Origin of the sequence: Pseudomonas sp. RIT-PI-a (assembly GCF_001187875.1) — a bacterium.
GTDB lineage: Bacteria > Pseudomonadota > Gammaproteobacteria > Pseudomonadales > Pseudomonadaceae > Aquipseudomonas > Aquipseudomonas coleopterorum.
On sequence record NZ_LGIR01000018.1, the window covers coordinates 31,881 to 48,982 of the forward strand.

At 64.5% G+C, this 17,102-nt stretch carries 17 protein-coding genes; 10 read left to right on the forward strand and 7 right to left on the reverse strand.

The window, feature by feature from the left end:
- Positions 1-176: 176 nt before the first annotated feature.
- The 7 genes from AC788_RS12930 (at position 177) to AC788_RS12960 (ending at position 7,620) form a co-directional block, all read left to right on the forward strand.
- Positions 177-527 (forward strand): hypothetical protein, encoded by a 351-nt coding sequence (locus tag AC788_RS12930; protein WP_049860998.1) that lies wholly within the window; start codon positions 177-179, stop codon positions 525-527.
- A gap of 251 nt (positions 528-778) precedes the next feature.
- On the forward strand, positions 779-1,738 hold the full coding sequence (locus tag AC788_RS12935) for an AAA family ATPase (RefSeq protein ID WP_043187645.1): 960 nt from the start codon (positions 779-781) through the stop codon (positions 1,736-1,738).
- A gap of 4 nt (positions 1,739-1,742) precedes the next feature.
- On the forward strand, positions 1,743-2,687 hold the full coding sequence (locus AC788_RS12940; protein WP_049861000.1) for a DUF58 domain-containing protein: 945 nt from the start codon (positions 1,743-1,745) through the stop codon (positions 2,685-2,687).
- Positions 2,684-3,181, forward strand: a complete 498-nt coding sequence (locus AC788_RS12945) for a DUF4381 domain-containing protein (protein ID WP_049861001.1) — start codon at positions 2,684-2,686, stop codon at positions 3,179-3,181. Before AC788_RS12940 ends, AC788_RS12945 begins: the two co-directional genes overlap by 4 nt.
- Positions 3,174-4,250 carry a vWA domain-containing protein gene (locus AC788_RS12950; RefSeq protein ID WP_049861002.1) on the forward strand — a complete coding sequence of 359 codons (1,077 nt, stop codon included), beginning with the start codon at positions 3,174-3,176 and terminating at the stop codon, positions 4,248-4,250. Before AC788_RS12945 ends, AC788_RS12950 begins: the two co-directional genes overlap by 8 nt.
- Complete coding sequence (locus tag AC788_RS12955) at positions 4,247-5,989, forward strand: VWA domain-containing protein (RefSeq protein WP_049861003.1); 1,743 nt, start codon at positions 4,247-4,249, stop codon at positions 5,987-5,989. The genes AC788_RS12950 and AC788_RS12955 overlap by 4 nt, the downstream gene beginning before the upstream one ends.
- Complete coding sequence (locus AC788_RS12960; protein ID WP_049861004.1) at positions 5,986-7,620, forward strand: BatD family protein; 1,635 nt, start codon at positions 5,986-5,988, stop codon at positions 7,618-7,620. The genes AC788_RS12955 and AC788_RS12960 overlap by 4 nt, the downstream gene beginning before the upstream one ends.
- A gap of 161 nt (positions 7,621-7,781) precedes the next feature.
- Here the strand turns inward: AC788_RS12960 and AC788_RS12965 are convergent, their stop codons facing one another.
- The 7 genes from AC788_RS12965 to AC788_RS12995 form a co-directional block, all read right to left on the reverse strand.
- Positions 7,782-8,825 carry an AI-2E family transporter gene (locus AC788_RS12965; protein ID WP_049861005.1) on the reverse strand — a complete coding sequence of 348 codons (1,044 nt, stop codon included), beginning with the start codon at positions 8,823-8,825 and terminating at the stop codon, positions 7,782-7,784.
- Positions 8,826-8,850: 25 nt separating this feature from the next.
- A complete protein-coding gene (locus AC788_RS12970) occupies positions 8,851-9,663 on the reverse strand; it encodes a DUF4892 domain-containing protein (protein ID WP_049861006.1) in 813 nt (270 codons plus the stop codon).
- 113 nt (positions 9,664-9,776) lie between these two features.
- The gene (locus AC788_RS12975; protein ID WP_049861007.1) at positions 9,777-10,631 is read right to left on the reverse strand and encodes an alpha/beta fold hydrolase; all 855 of its coding nucleotides are present in this window, start codon (positions 10,629-10,631) and stop codon (positions 9,777-9,779) included.
- A gap of 3 nt (positions 10,632-10,634) precedes the next feature.
- A complete protein-coding gene (locus AC788_RS12980; RefSeq protein WP_049861008.1) occupies positions 10,635-11,078 on the reverse strand; it encodes a hotdog fold thioesterase in 444 nt (147 codons plus the stop codon).
- 18 nt (positions 11,079-11,096) lie between these two features.
- A complete protein-coding gene (gene sixA / locus AC788_RS12985; RefSeq protein ID WP_049861009.1) occupies positions 11,097-11,552 on the reverse strand; it encodes a phosphohistidine phosphatase SixA in 456 nt (151 codons plus the stop codon).
- The gene (locus tag AC788_RS12990) at positions 11,549-11,893 is read right to left on the reverse strand and encodes a DUF4389 domain-containing protein (protein ID WP_049861010.1); all 345 of its coding nucleotides are present in this window, start codon (positions 11,891-11,893) and stop codon (positions 11,549-11,551) included. Before AC788_RS12990 ends, sixA begins: the two co-directional genes overlap by 4 nt.
- Positions 11,894-11,903: 10 nt before the next feature.
- Entirely contained in the window at positions 11,904-12,929 is a 1,026-nt protein-coding gene (locus AC788_RS12995) for an NAD(P)H-dependent glycerol-3-phosphate dehydrogenase (protein WP_049861011.1), read from the reverse strand.
- Positions 12,930-13,121: 192 nt separating this feature from the next.
- On the opposite strand from AC788_RS12995, the gene AC788_RS13000 reads away from it, so the two are divergent.
- From AC788_RS13000 to fabB, 3 genes are all read left to right on the forward strand, one after another.
- The gene (locus tag AC788_RS13000; protein ID WP_049861012.1) at positions 13,122-15,026 is read left to right on the forward strand and encodes an ATP-binding protein; all 1,905 of its coding nucleotides are present in this window, start codon (positions 13,122-13,124) and stop codon (positions 15,024-15,026) included.
- A 271-nt stretch (positions 15,027-15,297) separates the two neighbouring features.
- Positions 15,298-15,813, forward strand: coding sequence for a 3-hydroxyacyl-[acyl-carrier-protein] dehydratase FabA (fabA, locus tag AC788_RS13005; RefSeq protein WP_049861013.1), 516 nt, complete (start codon positions 15,298-15,300; stop codon positions 15,811-15,813).
- 11 nt (positions 15,814-15,824) lie between these two features.
- Positions 15,825-17,045, forward strand: coding sequence for a beta-ketoacyl-ACP synthase I (fabB, locus tag AC788_RS13010; RefSeq protein ID WP_049861014.1), 1,221 nt, complete (start codon positions 15,825-15,827; stop codon positions 17,043-17,045).
- Positions 17,046-17,102: the final 57 nt, after the last annotated feature.

The following is a 17,102-nucleotide window of genomic DNA, read 5'->3' on the forward strand; positions in this document are numbered from 1 at the left end:
GACATTCAAGAGGTCCAACGACCTAGCTTACCCAGAGCCCGGCATGCACTCTTGCGGTGCGGCGACATATTCGGTCATGCAGGAGTTATCGTACGAGCCCGCTGGCACGGGCGTTCCAGCCACCTTGCAGCTTTACCGGTATAATCACGCCACTTTCCTACAATGGGACCTCCCGCATGCGCATGACCGCCTCTTTGCTGATGGCCAACCCTCGCGACGAAGAAGAAGACGACATGGCCCTGCTCTGCTGCCATGGCAGCGAAGGGGAAATGTTTCTGATGACGCGTTTTCCGGACGAAGAAGAGCTGGAAATCACCCTCGGCGAAGACCCTTACCTGCTGCGTGACCTCAAGGTGACCCTGAGCGCCAACCGCCTGTTGGTGGAGGTGGCCGCTGCAGATGCCGATGTGTTCGGTGGCGATGATCTGCTGGAAATCGAGCATGCCAGCGATGCCGCGGAACTGGCGGAGATCGGGGAGACGTTGAGGATTTTGCTGGCGGGTCTCGGGACATTGGAAATCAACTGACCTCGCTCGCCGCAGCCCTGTCTATCTGCATACGTGTAGGAGCGGCCAGTGGCCGCGAAATGGCCGGCCGACCCAACCGATCTCTCTGGCCGTGCAAGCTTGTTCGCGGCCACTGGCCGCTCCTGCTGGACTCAGAGGTGCCCGGTCGAACACGCCGATTCCTCTCCCACCCCCCAATGCATTAAAGTAGCTGCCCCCGGCCAAGACGCCCTCACCCGCGTACTCGGTCCCTTCTTCAGGAACCGTCAACGATGGAACATCGTGAAGCGCTGATCGCGCTGCGAACCTTTCTTTCCACGCAGATTCTCGGCCAGGAGAAACTGGTCGAGCGCCTGCTGATCGTGTTGCTGGCAGACGGTCACATGCTGGTCGAGGGCGCGCCGGGGCTGGCCAAGACCAAAGCGATCAAGGAACTGGCCGAAGGCGTCGAAGCGCAGTTCCATCGTATCCAGTTCACTCCGGACCTGCTGCCCGCCGACATCACCGGCACCGAGATCTATCGACCCGAAACCGGCAGCTTCGTGTTCCAGCAGGGTCCGATCTTTCATAACCTGGTGCTCGCCGACGAGATCAACAGGGCGCCGGCCAAGGTCCAGTCGGCGCTGCTCGAAGCCATGGCCGAGCGCCAGGTGAGTGTCGGGCGCAGCACCTACGACCTCTCGCCCTTGTTCCTGGTGATGGCCACGCAGAACCCGATCGAACAGGAAGGCACCTATCCCCTGCCCGAGGCACAGCTTGACCGGTTCCTGATGCACGTCAAGATCGGCTTTCCGGATGCAGCCGTGGAGCGGCGCATTCTGCAGCAGGCCCGGGGCGAGGCGCTCAATGGCGAAACCAAGCCGGAGCGGCGTGTCAGTCAGCAGGCGATTTTCGCCGCGCGCAAGGAAATCCTCGGGCTGTACATGGCCGACGCGGTGGAGGAATACCTGGTGCAACTGGTCATGGCGACGCGCACCCCGAGCAAGTTCGACGCCGAGCTCGGCGAGTGGCTGGCCTACGGTGCCAGCCCGCGCGGGTCCATCTCGCTGGATCGTTGCGCACGGGCCCACGCCTGGCTCGCAGGACGTGACTTCGTCAGCCCCGAAGACATCCAGGCCGTGCTCTTCGACGTCCTGCGCCACCGCATCATCCTGTCGTTCGAGGCAGAAGCCGCCGGTGTCGACCAGGATCGCGTGATCCAGCGCATCCTCGACGTCGTGGCCGTCGCCTGAGCCCATGAGCCAGGAGCCGAGGCCAGAGCCTGGCATTCGCATCAGCCTGGCCGAGCTGATCGAAATGCGCCACCGGGTGCGCGAGGTGCAGCTGTTCTCCACCCCGGCCCAGCGCAGCCCATTGATCGGTTTGCATCATTCCAAGCTGCGCGGACGCGGTGTGGATTTCGACCAGGTGCGGGTTTATCAGGCCGGCGACGATGTGCGCAGCATCGACTGGCGCGTCACCGCACGCACCCAGGAGCCGCACACCAAGCTGTTCCATGAGGAGCGCGAGCGGCCGATCTTCATTCTCGTCGAACAGAGCCGACGGTTGTTCTTCGGCTCCGGCCAGATGTTCAAGTCGGTACTCGCGGCCCAGGCGGCCGCCCTGATCGGCTGGGCGGCGCTGGGGCATAACGACCGGGTCGGCGGGCTGGTGTTCGGCGATGGCGAGCACTATGAAATCAAGCCCCGGCGCAGCAAGCAGAGCCTGCTGCAGCTGCTCAATCGTCTGGTCCATGTGAATCAATCACTGCACACCGAAGCGTTGCCGGAGAAGGACGCACTGGGCATGGCCCTGCGCCGGGCACGGGAGGTACTGCGCCCTGGCAGTTTGGCCATCGTCATCTGTGACGAACGGGCGCTCACCGATGGCGCCGAGCAGCAGCTCAGTTTGCTCTCGCGTCACTGCGACCTGCTATTGCTGCCAGTCTCCGACCCGCTCGACCATGCGCTGCCGGCCGCCGGGCTGTTGCGTTTCGCCCAGCGCGGCAGGCAGATGGATATCGATACACTGAATCCGGACATGCGCCTGGCCTATCGCGCCCTGAGCGAGGCACGCATCGCTCGGTGGGAACGCCTGGCGCAGAAACTGCGCGTGCTGCTGATGCCTTTGAGCACTCAAAGCGAAATGATCGAGCAACTGCGTGAGTACCTCAATCCGCAACGGCCGGGCAAACTCAAATGAGCACGCTCGAGCAACTGCAGCCCCTGATCGCGCCGCCGCCGATCGGCCTCTGGCCACCGGCGCCCGGCTGGTGGCTGCTCGCGGTGCTCCTGCCGACGCTGGCATGGGCCGGCTGGCACTGGCGTCACCGCTGGCGGCGCAAGGTCATGCTGCCTGTTGCAGCCGAGCAACCTCTGGATCCTGTGCGCCAAGGCGCGCTGGAAGAGCTGGCCCGCCTGCCCAGACCCTACGACGGCGCCCCCGCAGGCGCCTGGTTGCAGCAGATCAACGGGCTGCTCAAGCGCCTGTGCCGCAACCATTACCCGAACGCCAACAGCCATGTGCTCAATGGCCGCCAGTGGCTGGCATTTCTCGACAACCGCTGCCCCGCCGCCGGCCTCACGCGCTGGATGGTGCTGGTGGAAGGGGTCTACAAACCCGAATGCAAGCTTGACGACAAGGCCATCGCCGGCCTGCAGCAGTCGGTCGAAACCTGGATACGCAAGCATGTTTGAGTTTGCCTGGCTGTGGGTCTTCGCCCTGCTGCCGCTGCCCTGGGTGCTGCGCGTGCTGTTGCCGCCAGCCGACAGCGGCGAGGCGGCGCTCAAGGTCAGCTTTCTCGATGAACTCGAAGGGCTGGCCGGTCGCCGTGCACGGATCAGCCTGCCGACCTGGCCGCAACAGGCACCCTACGTATTGCTGTGGCTGTTGCTGCTGATCGCCGCGGCACGCCCGCAGTGGCTGGGTGATCCCCTGCCCATCGCCGCCAGCGGTCGCGACCTGCTCGTGGCGGTGGATGTGTCCGGGTCCATGGATTACCCCGACATGCGCTGGCAGAACGAGGACGTCAGCCGGCTGGAGCTGGTCCAGCGCCTGCTGGGCGACTTTCTTGAACATCGCCAGGGCGATCGGGTCGGCTTGATCCTCTTCGGCAGCAAGGCGTATGTGCAGGCGCCGCTGACCTTCGACCGACGCACGGTGCGTAGATGGCTGGACGAAGCGCGCATCGGCATCGCCGGCAAGAACACCGCGATCGGCGATGCGATCGGCCTGGCGCTCAAGCGTCTGCGCCAGCGCCCGGCGCAGAGCCGGGTATTGATTCTGGTCACCGATGGCGCCAACAACGGCGGTCAGATCCACCCCATCACGGCGGCGCGCCTGGCGGCTCAGGAGCATGTGCGCATCCATACCATCGGCATCGGCGCCGACCCCAGCGCCGATGGCGCGCTGAGCATGCTCGGCCTCAACCCCAGCCTGGATCTGGACGAGCCGAGCCTGCGAGAGATCGCGCAGATCACCGGCGGTCAGTACTTCCGTGCCCGCGACGGCGACCAGCTGCAGGCCATCGGCGCCAGCCTGGATACGCTGGAACCGGTCGACCAGCAGCCCACCCAGGCCCGTCCGGCGCAGGCCCTGTACATCTGGCCGTTGAGCGCGGCGTTGCTGCTCAGCGTATTGCTGGTGGTGCGCGAGAACTGGCCGAACAATCCGCTGCAACGGTTTCTGCGCCAGCGCCGGTTTCTGCCGACCGCACCGCAGTGGCGCGAGCGCCTGGAGCGGCTGCAGTTGCGGAGGCGCAAATGATCGAGGCGTGGCCGCATTGGTTCCGGCCCTGGTGGCTGCTGGCCTGGCCTGCGCTGGCCTGGCTACTCTGGCAACTGTGGCACCGGCAGAAACGCGCCGGGCGTTGGCAGTTGCTGCTGCCGCGCCACTTTCACGCGGTATTGCTGGGCGGTGGCAGCGGTCGCCAGAGCAAGGCGCCGTGGATCGTGCTGGGCCTGGCCTGGCTGTTGACGGGCGTAGCCCTCTTGGGCCCCAGCTGGCAGCGCATCGAGCAGCCCGGCCGAACGGTCGTCGACCCGCTGGTGGTGGTCCTGGCGCTGAATCCCGAAATGCTTGCCACCGACGTGGCGCCCAATCGCCTGGAACAGGCCCGGCGCAAGCTGCTGGACCTGCTCAACGCACGTCGCGATGCGCAGACGGCCCTCATCGTCTACGCCGGCAGCGCCCACGTGCTGGTGCCGCTGTCCGACGACCTGGGCACCAGCCGCAACCTGCTGGAGGCGATCAAGCCTTCAATCATGCCGGTCGAAGGCCAGCGCGCCGACCTCGGCGTACAACGAGCCCTCGAGCTGCTCGACCAGGCCGAACAGGGCCAGGGACGCATCCTGCTGCTGACGTCGCAATTGTCCGAAGCAGAGCGCAGGGGTATTGCCCAGCGTCTGGACAACCACTCGCCACAGTTGTTGATCCTGGGGATCGGCACCCGCGACGGTGCGCCGGTGAAGCAGGAAAACGGCGACTTCCTCAAGGACGAACAAGGTGCGATCCGCCTGTCCCGCCTCGACGGGGCCGGGCTGCGCAGCTTCGCCGCCGACGTCGGCGGCCTGTACCGCCAGGCACGTATGGATGACCTGGATCTGCGCAACCTCGGACTGTTCGATCGCCCAGCAGTGTTGCGCAGCAATGGCACCACGCAACAGCTGGACAGCTGGGCCGATCAAGGTCACTGGTTGCTGCTGCCCCTGCTGTTTCTAGCCGCCCTTGCTGGCCGTCGCGGCTGGCTGTTCTGCCTGCCGCTGTGCTTGATGATGGCGCCGCAGCCCGGCTATGCCTTCGAGTTCCAGGACCTTTGGCTACGCCGTGATCAGCAAGGGCAGGCCTTGCTCGAACAGCAGCGTCCGGCCCAGGCCGCGCGGCGTTTTACCGATGCGCAGTGGCAAGGCATGGCGCTGTACGAGGCCGGCGACTACGAGGCGGCCGCCGAGCGTTTCGCTCAGGGCGACAGCGCCCGTGACCACTACAACCGCGGCAATGCCCTGGCCCGCAGCGGCGAGCTGGAAGCGGCGCTGGACGCCTACGACCAGGCCCTGGAGCGTCAGGCGGACCTGCGGCCAGCACTGGAAAACCGTGCGCTGGTGGAACAGTTGCTGCGCCAGGCGCCGACCGAGCCTCCTGCAACTTCAGCCAGCCCCCCCGACAAACCGCAGGCACCGGGCGCCACGGCGCCAGACGGGCAGGAGCCGAATTCGTCCGCCACGGCCGACGAGCACGCCCAGGACACCGAGACCCAGAGTGGTCAGGAAAGCCCTGCCGGGCAAGCCGGGGGGGATCAGAATCAGGCACAATCCTCGCCACCGACCCAACCGCCAGACGACGATTCCACGACCCGACCACCGCCACGCCCGGCCCAGACCAGCCTGGATGCCGAGCAACGCCAGGCACTGGAGCAATGGTTGCGGCAGATTCCGGACGATCCGGCCGAACTGTTGCGGCGTAAATTCTGGTACGAACAGCAACAGCATCAGGACAAGATTCGATGAGTCGCCTCAGTGCCCTCTGCATCAGTGCAACCCTGGCCGTGCTGGCCCAATGGGCGCAGGCCGCCACGTTAGTAGCCAGCGTCGATCGCTCGCGGCTCAACTCGGGGGAAACGGTCGAGCTGACCCTGGAAACCAACGATGTCACGCAGTTCGGCAAGCCCGATCTGACGCCGCTCGAAGGTCCGTTCGAGGTGCGCGACACACGTCAGGTCAACCGCCTCACCAGCCTGGATGGCGACCACCAGGCCACGACCCGCTGGATTATCACCCTGCTTCCGCGCCAGACCGGCAGCGTGACCATCGCCCCCCTGCAACTGGGCGAACTGCGCAGCCAGCCGATCCTCTTGCAGGTGCTGCACAGTGACCAGCCGCCGCGGGCGAACATGGCGCCAGTGTTCATCGATGCCAGCCTGGATGGCGACAGTGTCTATGTGCAGGCCCAGGCGGTGTTGACCGTGCGCATCTATCACTCGGTGCCGCTGTACGACGACAGCAACCTGACGCCGCTGCAGTTGGCCGATGCACGCGTCGAGCCGCTGGGTGGGTCGCGAACGTTCGAGAAGATCATCAACGGTGTCCGCCACGGCGTCATCGAGACGCGCTATGCCATTTATCCGCAACGCAGTGGCGAGGTGTCGATTCCGGCGCTGGTGTTCACCGCCACCACGGTCGAACAGGCCGCACCGGGCGAGAGCGGCAACAACGCGCCGCAGCCAGGCAAGCAGATCCGGGTGACGTCTGCACCGATGTCGTTGACCGTGAACGGTGTCCCTGCTGCCTACCCTGCCGATGTGCCCTGGTTGCCGGCACGCAGCTTGAGCCTGACTGAAAGCTGGAACCCCGATCCGCCCAGCAGCCAGGTCGGCGATTCTCTGACCCGTACGTTGGAGGTCAAGGCCGAAGGCCTTTCCAGCGCGCAACTGCCGGACCTGCCGGATACCCAGGTGGAAGGCCTGCGCCGCTACCCGGATCAGCCCCAGCTGAGCAATCGGACCGATGAGCGAGGCCTGACCGGCACCCGCCAGGAGCGTGAAGCGTTGGTACCCGCACGCAGCGGCACCCTGCAATTACCGAGCGTCGAGGTGGTCTGGTGGAATACCCACGAAGACCATCTGGAGCGTACCGCTCTGCCGGCGCGCAGCCTGGAGGTCGCTGGCAACGCCGGCCTGATGGTCGATGCGCCGGTCGGCAACGGCGATGCCGAGCCGGACGTGGCCTGGCCTTGGAAACTGGCCAGCGTGATGCTGCTGTTCACCACGATGATTGGCTTTGCACTGTGGTGGCGGGCCCGGGGACAGCCGGCGGTGCTGCGCACAGCGCAAAGCGGACCGAGCCCGCGCACCTTGCTCGATGACCTCAAGCGCGCGTGCCAGGCCAATGACCCTCAGGCTACTCGTCAGGCCCTGGACGCCTGGGCGCGTCAGCAACCGGAGACACTGGCCGACATGGCGGCGCGCTTCGTGCCGTTGTCAGACGCCCTGGATGGACTCAATGGAGCGCTCTACAGTGAAAGCGGCCAGTATTGGCAAGGCGAGGAACTGTGGCGCGCGATCGGCAGTATCCTGCGCAGCGGCCCGGCCCTGGATCCGGCCGCTGACAACGCCGGGTTGCCGCCGCTGTATCCAAAATGATCCCCACCGGGTGGGGATCTAGGGTCTGTGTGAAAAGTCTTGAGACGAAGGTCAGGCAACGCGAAAACAGCCGAGGAAGCGGAGTTTACGGGTTGTAAATGAGCATTCCGAGGCTGTTTTCAACGCAGCATCACCGAGTATCAAGGCTTTTCGCACAGAGCCTAGAGCGGTTTGTGTTCGGTGTGGGTCCAGTCGTGCAACAGGCTATAGGCCACTGCCAGCAAGGTGGGGCCGATGAACAGGCCGATGAAGCCGAACGCCAGCAGCCCGCCGAACACCCCCAGCAGCACGATCACCAGGGGCAGGTTGCCGCCGCGACTGATCAGGTAGGGCTTGAGCACGTTGTCCACGCCACTGATGACGAAGGTCCCCCAGATGCCGAGGAAAATCGCATAGCCATAGTCGCCATGCCACACCAGCCAGGCCGTGGCTGGAATCCAGGCCAGTGGCGGTCCCATGGGAATCAGGCTGAGCAGGAAGGTGACGATGCCAAGCACCAGGGCCCCCGGCACACCGGCAATGAGAAAGCCGATCAAGGCCAGGATCGCCTGGGCGGCGGCAGTGCCGATCACCCCGTTGACCACCCTTTGCACCGTGGCGGCCACCAGGTCGATGTAATACCCCGCACGTTCGCCGATCAGGCGTTCCAGCAGCCTGAGCACGAAGGCCGCCATCCGCGGCCCGTCGCGATAGAAAAAGAACACGAAGACCAGACTCAGGGTAAGTTCGAGAATCCCGCCACCGATCTGCGCGCTACGGGCCAGCAGAAAGTTGCCGACCTGCCCCAGGTACGGCCGCACGCTGGCCAGAAGCGCCGCGCCTTGCTCGTCGAGGGTGTTCCACAGGCCGACCAGGCTGCCACCGACCAGAGGAATGCCCGCCAGCCAATCGGGCGCATCGGGTAGCCCATCGACCTGGACATCACGGATGAAGGCCGTCGCATCACGCACATGGTCGGCCAGGTTGAAACCCAGCCACACCAGCGGCAAGACCACCAGCAACATCCAGCAGCCGGTGAGAATGCCCGCGGCCAGCGACTCGCGGCCGTTGAGCCAGCGGGTCAGCAGACGCATCAGCGGCCAACTGGCATAGGCCAGGATCGCCCCCCACAGCAACGCCGAGCAGAACGGCGCCAATACCCAAAGGCAGGCACCGAGCAAGGCCAGCAAGACGATCTGTACCAGCAGGCGGTCGTTACTCAGCATTCAGGCTCCAAAGGCCGAAACAGGCTCAACGAATGATTTCCAGGTGCAGCCCCTTGACGCTCTCGCTACCGGTTTCAAGGCGGGCCGCACGCACGCCCTTGGCTACCAGGGCATCGCGCCACGCAGCCGCCGAGGCAGGCGAGACGCCGGAGACGCTCGCGCGAATCGAACTGTCGAGTTGCAGACTGCGGGCCAGCAAGGCCACCCAGGTATCGTCAGGGGTTTCGCCAAGGGCGGGATAGTCGAGATCGCCGGTGCTGCGCAGTTCGTGCAGCACCGTGGCCGGCGTAGGCAGCAAGGTACCCAGCGGCGCGTCGGCGACGAAGGTTTCGACATGCAGATAGGCGCGACGGTTACCGCGGGTGATGGCGTAGAGGGCGGTCAGGGTGTTGTCGTCCGGAGCGGCCTGGCGCAGCAGCACGAACGCCTGCTGATCGTCGGCCCCCGACAGCCGTGCGCCGTCGAAGACATCGTTGACCCACAAGCTGCTTTCTCCACAGTCGCGCGCCTGGCACCAGTACAGCGTATGCGCCCCACCCTGCTGCAAGGCCTCGCGTGCGTCGTTGAACGCCTGAGCCGCCGTCTGGGTTTCGGGAAGCTCGTAAGTGGTGGAACTGACCTGTCCCTTGGCGTTGACCTGGCCATCCATGCGCAGCTTGCCGCTGATCTTGCGCAGCGACCCCAATGGATAGATGCGTTCCTTGTCGACCGCAGGGCGCTGGTCGACGACCTTGGCGTCGACCAGCGCCGGCGCCTGGGCCGCAAACGCGGCGGTACTCAGCGCTGCGGTGCACAGCAAACCGGCGAGTACCGGCAGCAGCCGCTTGGAGGCGTTCATGAGGGCAGCAGGGCGTGGAGGGCCAAAGGGCCGTAGACGAGCGTAGCAGCGAGTTCCATCGGGGGTCTTCTCCTGTTTCAACCTGACAAGCCTCGGCAGTTGACCGCTGCAAGTCAAGGTATCGCAAAAAAGCGATTGAAACAGTCTGCGACAAGCTCGGCCCCGGTGTCGTCATTCAGGTGCAGGTGATGGCCTCCGGGCAACTGCTGCACAGGGAGCCCCAACCGGGCCAGCAGCGCGGTTTTGTTCACCAGCAGGCCCTCCTGTGCGAGGATCAACAGGCTGGGGCAGCGAATCCCCTGCACGTACGCCAGTGCCTGCTCTTCGCTCAGGCGGACCGGCGACGGTAGGGTCAGGCGACTGTCGCTGCGCCAGCTGAATCCACCGGCCACGACTTCAAGCCCTCGCGCCGCCAACAACTCGGCCGCCTCGTGGCTGACGGCGATACGCCCATGCTTGCGCGCTGACACCGCCCGGTCGATGTCGGGATACACAGATTTGCGCTTATGAGCCAACGCCTGTTGCGCCTGCAGGGCTTCGCCGAGGCGCAGTGGCCCCTCCTCGGCAGCACCGAGCGGCGGCACCACACCGTCGATCAGCGCCAGGCGCTCTATTCGCTCGGGCATGGCGCTCGCGAGCAAGGTGGCGACGATCCCGCCCAGCGAGTGCCCCATCAAGGAAAAGCGCTGCCATCCAAGCTGGTCAGCCGCCTGCAGCACGTCGTGGGCGTAGTCCCACAGGGCATAACCGGCGCCGATCGGGCGATGCCCGGAGTAACCATGCCCGGCCAGGTCGAGGGCGACGATGCGCAGCCCGGTCAGCTTCGGCGCCAGGCGGGCGAAGCTGTTGGCGTTGTCCAGCCAGCCATGCAGCGCCAGCACCGGTCTGCCGTCTTCGGGTCCGTAGACCTGGGCGGCCAGCTCGATATGGGGCAGCGACAGGCGGATTTCGCGGACCGGCGCAGACACGACTCAGCGGGCCGGAGGGTTCTGCCCCAGCGGCACGACGGCCACCGTCAGGCGTGAAATGCAGCTGGGCTTACCGTCGTCGCCTTGCAGGCGGATGTCCCATACGTGGGTGGTACGGCCGATGTGCACGGCACGAGCCACGCCTGTCACGCGGCCACTGCGCAACCCGCGCAGATGGTTGGCGTTGACCTCCAGGCCCACACAGTAGAAACGCTCGGTATCGATGCACAGAAAACTGGCCATCGACCCCAGGCTTTCGGCCAGCACCACCGAGGCGCCGCCATGGAGCAGGCCGAACGGTTGGTGGGTACGTGCGTCGACCGCCATGCTGGCGGTCAGGGACTGGCCATCGAAGCTTTCGAAGCGGATGTCGAGCAACTCGCCGATGGTGTTTTTCTGCGCGGCATTCAAGCGTTCCAGATCCGGTTCGGTGCGCCACAGGCTCATGGGTGTATTCCTGACAGGTTAGGGATGACGAACCGCTTGCAGGGACATCAGCCCCGCGAGCGGCCAGTCGCCGTGCAACTCGGCCAGGCTGGCCGTCTGCATGGGCTCGGGGTGACGCAGGTTGCCGTGCACGAGCAGGCTCAGCAGGTTGCCTACCAGCGGCTGATGGCTGACCAGCAGGACGTTGTCCAGACCCAGCGCCTCCAGGTGGCCGATGACCGCCAGAGGATCGCTGTCGGGCGTCAGCCAGGGCACGGTCTGTATCGGTGGAGCCGCCTGCAGGGCGCCATGAACCAGGGTTGCGGTCTGTTGTGCGCGCACATAGGGGCTGGCAAGGATGGCGTCCAGCGCTTGATCGTGCAGGTGCGCAGCGCTGATCAGTGCCTGCTGCTGGCCGAACGAAGTCAGGGCACGCTCGGCATCGCTGCGGGCATGGCTGACGGCCTCACCATGACGCAGGACCCAGAGCTTCATGGTTTGGGCTCGTCATCGGCCAGCGGGCGACCCGCGCCTGCCGGGTGGGCCGTTTCGCCGTCGGCTGGACGCGCTTGGGGCCAGTCGGAAAACGGCCAGGGTTTGTGCTCGGTGTGGAAGCTGCCAAAGCGGCCGATCTGGGCCAGGTATTGGCTCAGGCTGTCGCCGAAGGCCATCATGCCCGCGTTCGGCGCGCCATAGACCAGACGATAGATCAGCTGCACCAGCACCAGCGCGCCGAGCAGGAACTGGGCGACCTGCCAGACCAGCACGAACACCACCATCCAGAGCACACGCAGTACGATGGCCTCGCGGTCCGGATCGTTGAAAGAACGGTTCATGAATTGCTCCTCAGTTGAAGCCGCTGGTGGAAATGAAGTCGACATCGGTTTTGGGTTCGGCTCTCATCAGCAAGTCGATGACCTGATTCAGGGTACGCCCTTCGAAGAGGATTGCATGCAGGCCCGCCACCAGCGGCATGTACACCTGCAGCTCTTGCGCCTTGGCCTTGAGCACCTTCAGGGTGTTGACCCCTTCGGCCACTTCGCCCAGGCGCGACACGGCGTCTTCCAGGCTCAGGCCTTCGCCCAGCGCGAACCCTACCTGATAGTTGCGGCTCTTGGGCGAGGAACAGGTGACGATGAGGTCACCGACTCCGGCCAGACCCAGGAAAGTCATGGGGTTGGCACCCTGGCTGACGGCGAAGCGGGTCATTTCGGCGAGCGCGCGGGTGATCAGCATGCTCTTGGTGTTCTCGCCCATGCCCAATGCCACGGCCATGCCGGCAATGATCGCGTAGACGTTCTTGAGGGCGCCGCCCAGTTCGACGCCGAAGCGGTCACTGCTGGCATAGACGCGAAAGGTGCGCCCATGGAGAACGGCCTGGACGCGTTCGCAGAGGGCTTCGTCGGCGCTCGCCACCACGGTGGCGGTCAAGGCATGCTCGGCGATCTCGCGGGCCAGGTTGGGCCCGGACAGCACGCCGATGCGCGCGCCCGGCGCGACGTCTTCGAGGATCTCGCTCATCAGCTTGAAGGTCTGCGCCTCGATGCCCTTGGTCAGGCTGACCAGCATCTTGCCCGTCAGTTGCTCGGCGTGCACGGCCAGTACGCTGCGCAGGGCGCTGGAAGGCAGCGCGACGAAGATCAGCTCGCTGCCGGCGATAGTCGTGGGCAGGTCCGTGACCGGCGTCACCCCCGGCAGGATCTTTATACCTTTGAGGTAGCGCGGGTTTTCCCGGTTCAGCCGAATGGCCTCGGCCTGCTCCGGATCACGCATCCATTGCCGGACCGAATGGCCGTTCTCGGCCAGCAGGTTGGCCACGGCGGTGCCGAAACTACCTCCCCCCAGCACGGCTATCGGCTGCTCTTGAGTCATATCCCATCCATTTGGTCGAGTTGAAGGCGATTGACGAGATTATACGGAGGCGCCCCGACACGACCAGTCCCGGCCTGCTCCCCGGCAACATTACGACTGGAATTGTCGCCCTGACCGGTTAACATGCCTGACTGTTCAACTCGAATCAGGCCCTGTCGTGTTCGCCATTTTCCCATTGCCTCGCGCCCTGACATGAAGTTGCGCCTGAACCGCGACATTCATACGCGCACCCAGATTATCAGCGTCGGGCCGGCGCTGCTGCTGACGCTGTTGCTGATCGGCTTCTTTACCTTCGTGCGTCTGCAGGACCTGCGCCAGGAACTCAACCACACGGGCCAGTTGATCGCCAACCAGCTCGCCCCCGCGTCCGAGTACGGTGTGGTCACTGACAATGCCGCAGTGCTCGAAGGCTTGCTCGGCGCCACTCTGGCCACTCCACATGTACGCTTTCTGGAGATCCAGGACCAGACCGATCAGCGCCTGGCCTACGTCGAACGGCGTGTTGGCGACGAGCATCGCTCGGCCCATGTCGAGGTATTCCAGGCGCCGATCCAGATCCGCGGCGCGTTCATGGAAGACCATCGGGCACAGGTGCAGCAACACCTGGTGAGCGCCAGCAGTGGCGACTATCTGGGGCGGGTCATCGTCGGCATGTCCGACGATGCCTTCAGTCAGCGCCAGCAGGAGATCGTGCTCAAGGCCGGCGTACTGGCGCTGTTCGCCCTGCTGTTCACCTACCTGCTGGCCCGGCGCCTGGCGCGCAGCCTGGCCCAGCCGATCAGCGAAATGAGCCGGGTGGTCAAGGCCATCGGCCAGGGCCGCTTCGACACGCCGCTGCCGATCGTCGACGACAGCGAACTGGGTCATCTGGCCGGGCACATCAACAACCTGGCCAGCGCCTTGGCCAAAGCCAGCGACGAACAGCATCAGGCCATGCAGCAACTGATCCAGACCCGCGAGGAGGCCGAGCGCGCCAACAGCGCCAAGTCGGACTTCCTGGCGATGATGAGCCATGAACTGCGCACGCCGATGAATGGTGTGCTGGGCATGCTCCAGTTGCTTGAAACCACCACCCTGAGCGACGAACAGCGCGACTATGCCCAGGTGGCTACCGAGTCTACCGAGCACCTGCTCAAGGTCATCAACGACATCCTGGATTTTTCCCGTATCGAACGGGCAGCGATGGAACTGGAGCACATCGGCTTCAGCTTGCATGAACTGATCACCAGTTGCGTGCAGGCCTTCCAGCACACCGCACGACAGCGAAAACTGACGTTGGAGCTGGCGCTGCCCGAAGGCATTGCAGGGCTTCAGGTCGAAGGTGATCCGACCCGTATCCGACAGATTCTGGTCAACCTGATCGGCAATGCGCTGAAGTTCACCGACGACGGCGGCGTGCACGTCGGCGTGCAGTGGCAGGTACTGGATCACCAGTTGATCTGGCTGACCTGCACCGTGCGCGACACGGGCATCGGCATTGGCGAAGATCGCCTGGAAAGCATGTTCGTCGCCTTCGCCCAGGCCGACAGTTCGATCTCACGGCGCTACGGCGGTACCGGTTTGGGCTTGCCGATCGCACGCACGCTGGCCGAACGCATGGGCGGCACGTTGCGGGCTCAGAGCCAGGAGGGTAAAGGCTCGCTGTTCACCCTGGAGATGCCCTTGGCCCTGAGCCAGCAGAGTCTGGCGCGTCCGGCACCCGTGCCCAACACGTGCGCCCACGACGATGGCACCGGTCACCGCGTTTTGCTGGTGGAAGACAACCCGGTCAATCAGACCGTGATCGAAGCCATGCTGCGCAGCCTGGGGTACGACGTCGATGTGGTGAGCGACGGTGCCGAAGCAGTCGACCAAGTGCGTGAACGGCTCTATTCGGCGGTGTTGATGGACTGCCGCCTGCCGATTCTGGACGGCTATGGCGCTTCGCGGCAGATCCGCCAGATACCCGACAGGGCCGAGTTGCCGATCATCGCCCTGACGGCCAACGCTTTGCTCGGCGACCGCGACACCTGCCTGGAAGCGGGAATGAACGATTACCTGGCCAAACCGTTCAAACGTGCAGACCTGCAACAGGTACTGCTGCGCTGGACGAGCTGAAAACGCGCCGCTGAATGACCACCCGATACCCTCCAGATAACGCCCGTTGCTGGCAAGAAATGTTAAAGTGCGGCAGTCTTGTACATCCATTCGGACAAAGCCTGTCGTCTGGCATTATAATTTCAGTGAACAAGTGTACTTCCGTATCGCTTGCGCTGTGACTTTCACTACAACGCAATAGTCTATGTGTAGGCTGCCGACCCAGGCTTTGATCCTTCTGGTCGGTCGGGAAGATCTGCCCCCTGCCACCAGGGACTATTGAGGAGCTCGCATGACCAAACAAAACGCCTTTACTCGGGAAGATCTGCTGCGCTGCAGTCGTGGCGAGCTGTTCGGCCCAGGTAACGCGCAATTGCCCGCCCCCAACATGCTGATGGTGGACCGCATCACCCATATCAGCGCCGAAGGTGGCAAGTACGGCAAGGGTGAATTGGTCGCCGAGCTGGATATCACCCCGGACCTGTGGTTCTTCGCCTGCCACTTCGAAGGCGATCCGGTGATGCCGGGCTGCCTGGGCCTGGATGCCATGTGGCAGCTGGTCGGTTTCTTCCTGGGCTGGCAAGGCCTGCCGGGCCGCGGCCGTGCGCTGGGTTCGGGCGAAGTGAAGTTCTTCGGCCAGGTACTGCCGACCGCCAAGAAGGTCACCTACAACATTCATATCAAACGCGTGCTCAAGGGCAAGCTGAACATGGCCATCGCCGATGGCTCGGTCAGTGTCGACGGTCGCGAGATCTACACCGCCGACGGCCTTCGGGTTGGCGTCTTTACATCCACCGAAAATTTCTAAGGGTTATCCGCATGCGCCGCGTTGTTATCACTGGTCTGGGCATCGTTTCGTGCCTTGGCAATGACAAAGACACCGTCTCCGCAAACCTGCGGGCAAGCCGCCCTGGCATCCGCTTCAACCCGGAATATGCCGAAATGGGTCTGCGTAGCCAGGTTTCCGGCTCCATCGACCTCAATCTGGAAGAGTTGATCGACCGCAAGGTGTACCGCTTCGTCGGCCACGCCGCCGCGTACGCCTACCTGGCCATGCAGGATGCCATCAAGGATTCCGGCCTGACCGAAGAGCAGGTCTCCAATCCTCGTACCGGCCTGATCGCAGGTTCGGGCGGCGCCTCCACCTTGAACCAGATGGAAGCACTCGACATCCTGCGCGAAAAAGGCGTGAAGCGCGTCGGCCCGTACCGTGTCACCCGGACCATGAGCAGCACCGTGTCGGCCTGCCTGGCCACCCCGTTCAAGATCAAGGGCCTGAACTACTCCATCGCCTCGGCTTGCGCCACCAGCGCGCACTGCATCGGTACGGCTATGGAACAGATCCAGATGGGCAAGCAGGACGTCGTGTTCGCCGGTGGCGGTGAAGAGGAGCACTGGAGCCAGTCGTTCCTGTTCGATGCCATGGGCGCCCTGTCCAGCAAGCGCAACGACACGCCTGAGAAAGCTTCGCGCGCCTACGACAGCGACCGTGATGGCTTCGTCATCGCCGGTGGCGGTGGCATGGTGGTGGTCGAGGAACTGGAACACGCCCTGGCCCGCGGCGCGCACATCTACGCCGAGATCGTCGGCTACGGCGCGACCTCCGATGGGTACGACATGGTCGCGCCAAGCGGCGAAGGCGCCATCCGCTGCATGCAGCAGGCCCTGTCCACCGTCGACACCCCGATCGACTACCTGAACACTCACGGCACTTCCACGCCGGTGGGCGACGTAGCCGAGATGAAAGGTGTGCGTGAAGTCTTCGCTGGCAAGTATCCGGCCATCAGTTCGACCAAGAGCCTGTCCGGTCACTCCCTGGGCGCCGCTGGCGTGCACGAAGCGATCTACTGCATGCTGATGATGGAAGGCAACTTCATCGCAGGCTCCGCCAACATCGACGAACTGGACCCTGCCGTGGCCGATCTGCCGGTGCAGACCGTTACCCAGGAAAACGTCGAGATCAACACTGTGATGAGCAACAGCTTCGGCTTCGGCGGCACCAACGCTACCCTGGTGCTCAAGCGCTGGACCGGCCAGTAAGGCTCATAGCCTTGCTTGAAGACGGCGCCTGCGGGCGCCGTTTTTTTTTGCCTGCAG